Source organism: Porphyromonas sp. CAG:1061 (assembly GCF_000435035.1).
Lineage (GTDB): Bacteria > Bacteroidota > Bacteroidia > Bacteroidales > Porphyromonadaceae > Porphyromonas_A > Porphyromonas_A somerae.
On sequence record NZ_HF988846.1, the window covers coordinates 1 to 4,779 of the forward strand.

General features: G+C 49.3%; 3 protein-coding genes. 1 reads left to right on the forward strand and 2 read right to left on the reverse strand.

Going from position 1 to position 4,779, the window contains the following annotated elements; translation table 11 throughout:
* A partial coding sequence (locus QVO39_RS00915; protein WP_288171306.1) for a hypothetical protein occupies positions 1 to 937 on the forward strand: 937 nt, incomplete at its 5' end.
* 51 nt (positions 938 to 988) lie between these two features.
* Here the strand turns inward: QVO39_RS00915 and QVO39_RS00920 are convergent.
* Positions 989 to 2,779, reverse strand: a complete 1,791-nt coding sequence (locus tag QVO39_RS00920; protein WP_021902623.1) for a DNA topoisomerase 3 — start codon at positions 2,777 to 2,779, stop codon at positions 989 to 991.
* Between the two features lie 123 nt (positions 2,780 to 2,902).
* Positions 2,903 to 4,651, reverse strand: a complete 1,749-nt coding sequence (locus QVO39_RS00925) for a phospho-sugar mutase (RefSeq protein ID WP_018029102.1) — start codon at positions 4,649 to 4,651, stop codon at positions 2,903 to 2,905.
* Positions 4,652 to 4,779 lie beyond the last annotated feature (128 nt).

The window sequence follows — 4,779 nt, forward strand, 5'->3', positions numbered from 1 at the left end:
CATTCATGGTAAGACCTTTCTAATGCGTAACCCCTACTTTTTGTGGAGACCATCAGTTATATTCTCTCTTTTTAGTATATTGCAGGATGAAGCTATAATGGTAAACTATCAATCTATTGTAATTATGAAGCACTTAAGATTACTCTCTTGTCTACTTATCTCATTTCTTTTCGTATCATGTGAGTACAATACAGAGGTACGGAGAGTTGCTGAGGATTTCTTCGATGCTCTAAAGGTAGGGGATGTTACTAAAATGATTGAATTATATCCAGAGGTGAGTGAGCTTGGCTCTGCTTATCCATCAGTCGGTATTTCAATCAAGAAAATTAACCAGTTGCCAGATAGCACCTATGAAGTAGTATTGTTAAATACGTATGCTAATCGTATGGGTGCGACAAGAGATATTGAGACAAGACTATTTATCCAGCCACATAATCCTGATGCTTCCGAAGAGGGGTATTATATTTATGACTCGCAAGGTCTCTTTTTTCCGGAAGCAGACCCTGCTTATGAATTCGCCAAGAGGCGGGGTTACTTCTCTGGGATAGATCATACCGATCTGAATATTGCCCGCAGGCTAAGTCAAGCTCGTATAGACTTTCAAGAGCATACCAATAAGTTTGCCGATTATTTGCGTGAAAACGTTGTCGCAGATTGGAATTGGGAGAACACTTATGGTTATGGCTCAGGTAGTGGAGTAATAACGAATAACACAGAGTTCACGATTCCGGATATTTCGTTTGTAATTACTTATTACAAACGAGATGGCACAGAGGTTACTAAGGATTCTGGTCGTTTGTCCTTTGAGTTAAGGCCTTCAGGCACTGAATCATTTTCTTTCGTTACTAACCACATCGGAAACGCATCAAAAGCTGAAGTGACATTAAACTTCGACCAAGACTTCTTGACCACAACTGCTGCTAGATACGACTTCTAGAGAGCCCTAATACCAGTCCAAAGCTTGCAACAAGCCCCAGCACATTGAGGGTTATTGGGAGGTGAGGACCTCGTGGACGAGCTGGTGAACCATTGCTTTGAGCTCGGTGAGGAACTGCTGGGCATCGTATTCGCCACGGTCAATGAGGCGTAGCTTGTACTCCCATTCGCCCGTTAGCTCCACACTCTTGAGCTGTTGGTTTTGTATGGTATGAATGAGGTCTATCCCTAGCTGGGTGGGGAGGATCGTCTTGCCTTTTCGCTCAATGTAGCCCCGCTTAAAGAGGATCTCTATAATGGCGGCACGAGTGGAAGGTCGACCAATACCTTTGGCCTTCATCGCCTCCTTCAGGTCTTCATTATCAATGAGTTTGCCCGCCGTCTCCATCGCATTGAGGAGCGTCGCCTCGGTATATTGCTTTGGCGGGCGTGTCTCCTTCGTGAGTAGGTCGGGCTTATGCGGCCCGTGCTCCCCCTTGGTGAAGTGCGGCATCACCTGCTTATCCGAAGGCTCATCACTCCCCTCATCGTCATTCGCCTCGACCTGGTTTTGGTAAAGCGACTTCCAGCCATCAAGTGTCACCACTCGCCCTGTGGCTTTGAACTCAATCTTCGCCACCTCCGCCATCACTGTGGTTTGCTCAAACTCCATATCGGGATAAAAGATAGCAAGGAAGCGGAGTAGGATCATCTCATAGATAGCGTAGTGCTGACGATCGAGGTACTGCGGGAGGTTGCCTGTTGGGATAATAGCATGGTGGTCGGTGACCTTGGAGGAGTCGAAGTACTTCTTCAGTTTGCGTAGCTTTCCGCCCTGCAATAGTGGAGTACAAGGTCCAGGGAAAGCTCTGTAGAGTGATTGAATAGTAGGCAAACAGTTGGGGTAGACGTCATCGGGCAGATAGGTGGTATCCACACGCGGGTAGGTGACCAACTTCTGTTCGTAGAGCGTCTGAATGGTAGCAAGCGTCTGGTCGGCCGTGAAGCCATACTTCTTATTGGCCTCAATCTGCAGACTGGTTAGGTCGAAAAGCCGAGGCGCTCCCTCCTTGCCCTTCTTCTTAGTAATCTTGGTGATGGTCAGCTCCTCCGAGGCGATCTTGTCGATGACCGCCTTTGCCTCCTTCTCGGTGCTATACCGCCCTTTGGTTGAGGCAAAAAGCACCTCCCGATAGAGCGTCTTTATCTCCCAATAAGGCTCTGGCTTAAAGTTTTGAATCTCCTCAAATCGATCCACGAGCAGAGCCAGCGTAGGGGTTTGCACCCGTCCCACCGAGAGCACCTTGCGGTCGCCACTCTTGCGGTACTTAAGTGTATAAAGTCGCGTAGCATTAATACCGAGGAGCCAATCGCCGATGGCTCTTGCGAGGCCAGCATAGTAGAGGTTGGTGTACTCCTTCTCCGGCTTTAGCTCTTGAAATGCTTTTACAATTGCCTCATTGGTCATAGAGGAGAGCCACAGCCGCTTCACCGGCACACGGCACTCCGCCATCTGTAGCACCCACCTCTGGATCAGCTCACCCTCCTGCCCAGCGTCACCGCAGTTGATCACCTCTGTGGCTTGAGAAACCAACGACTTGATTACTCCAAACTGCTGTTCGATCCCTCTATCCGAAAGCAACTTGATGCCAAAGCGCTCCGGCATCATCGGGAGATAAACAAGGCTCCATTGCTGCCACTGAGGGTAGTAGTCGGCCGGCTCCTTGAGCGTGCAGAAGTGGCCATAGGTCCAAGTGACCCAATAGCCATTTCCCTCGAGGTAGCCTTGTCGCTGTGTGGTGGCACCGATCACGGCGCCGATATCCCTAGCAACGGATGGTTTTTCGCAGATACAGAGGATCATGGATGAACAGGATACAAATCAGCACCCTCCTCGTACAAGTTGGGCAGAAGCATTGGGTTCAATGCATCGCTGCCTTCCGACTTGTGCGAGGAGGGTACTTCATTTATTGGTGGCTCTAATGACTTAGATACCTAGTTGCTTGGCAATTTCATCGGCACGTCGTGCACATACCTTCTTTGCCTCCTCTAGCTCTTGGAGGTTGGTAGGTTGTGCGTGTACCTCGATGTAGAACTTGATCTTTGGCTCAGTGCCAGAAGGACGGATAGAGAGCTTCGTGCCATCCTCGCAACGGTACTGTAGGACGTTGCTAGTCGTAGGCATTACGATCTCTTTGGTCTCGCCAGTCACAGTGTTGAGCGACTTAAGGCTTTGGTAGTCTAGCACCTCAGTTACCTTTGATCCAGCCAGCTCCTTAAGCGGGTTGCTACGGAAGTTTTGCATCATCGCCTGGATCTCCTCGGCACCACTCTTACCTGGGCGAACCACAGAGATATTCTTCTCAAGTGAATAGCCGTACTGTAGGTAGATGTGCTCTAGCAGTTCGTAAATGCTCTGTCCCTTATCCTTGGCCCACGCTGCGATTTCGGCAAAGATGGTACAAGCCGATACCGAACACTTATCTCGTACAAAGTCGCTCCATAGGTAGCCGTAGCTCTCCTCGCCACCGCCGAGGTACTCCTTCTTGCCCTCATTCTTACGAATCACATCGGCAATCCACTTAAAGCCAGTGTAGGTGTCGTATAGCTCTATATTATTTCGCTCTGCGATCGTCTTGATCAGGTCTGTGGTCACAATCGTCTTTACCAGATATTGATTGTCCTTCAGTTCGCCCGCTTCTCTCCGCTTCTCGATTGCGTAGTAGGCGTAAAGCAGACAGGTTTGGTTGCCATTGATCAATACCCAATTGCCCTCCTTATCCTTCACAGCAGTACCGATGCGGTCGCCGTCGGGGTCAGTTGCCATCACGATCTCAGCATCAATCGCCTTCGCTTGGTCAATCGCCATCTTTAGGGCAGAGGCATTCTCGGGGTTGGGTGATTCTACCGTTGGAAAGTCACCACTCACCACCATCTGCTCCTTTACTGGGTGTACATTGTCAAAGCCAGCCTCCTTCAGGCAACGTGGCAATACCTGACCACTGGTACCGTGAAGTGGTGTGAAGACAATCTTAAGGTCGTGCTGACGCTTGATCACCTCGGGAGAAAGGCGCTTCGAGAGGACCTCCTTGATAAACTTATCATCCATCTCCTTCCCCATTAGAGTGATCATATCGCTAGGGCCATCAAACTTGATCTCGGCAATTGACTTGATCGCATTCACCTCGTCAATCACATTCTGGTCGTGTGGCGCAATCATCTGAGCGCCATCGCTCCAGTAAGCCTTAAAGCCGTTGTACTCCTTAGGGTTGTGCGAAGCGGTTAGCATCACACCACTCTGGCAGCCCAATTCGCGGATCGCATAGGAGACCATTGGGGTAGGGCGAAGTGCCTCGTACAGATAGACCTTGATGCCATTGGCAGCGAAGATACCCGCCACCATGCGAGAGAATTCAGAGCTATTGTGCCTACAATCGTAGCCGATAGCCACCTTCAAGTCTGCATCACGGCCAAACTCCTTAATCAGATAATTGGCAAGCCCTTGAGTGGCAGTGCCAACGGTGTAGCGATTCATGCGGTTGCTTCCTGCACCCATGATGCCACGAAGCCCACCCGTACCAAATTCCAAGTCCTTGTAAAAGGCATCCACTAGCTCAGTGGTGTCGGGATTATCGAGAAGTGCTTGCACCTCCTTGCGAGTCGCCTCGTCATATTGTGGCGATAGCCACGCTTCAGCTTTTGCTCTTACCTTTTGAAGTAATTCGTTATTTGCCATAATGCTATTTCCTTACTGTTTTTATTTCTATTATCCTAATATGGCAAATGTACCAAAAAATGATGTACCAACATCGCCCTCCCATGAAAGTTTAGCTAGCTAGCGAAAAGGGCCTCAACCGCATCATA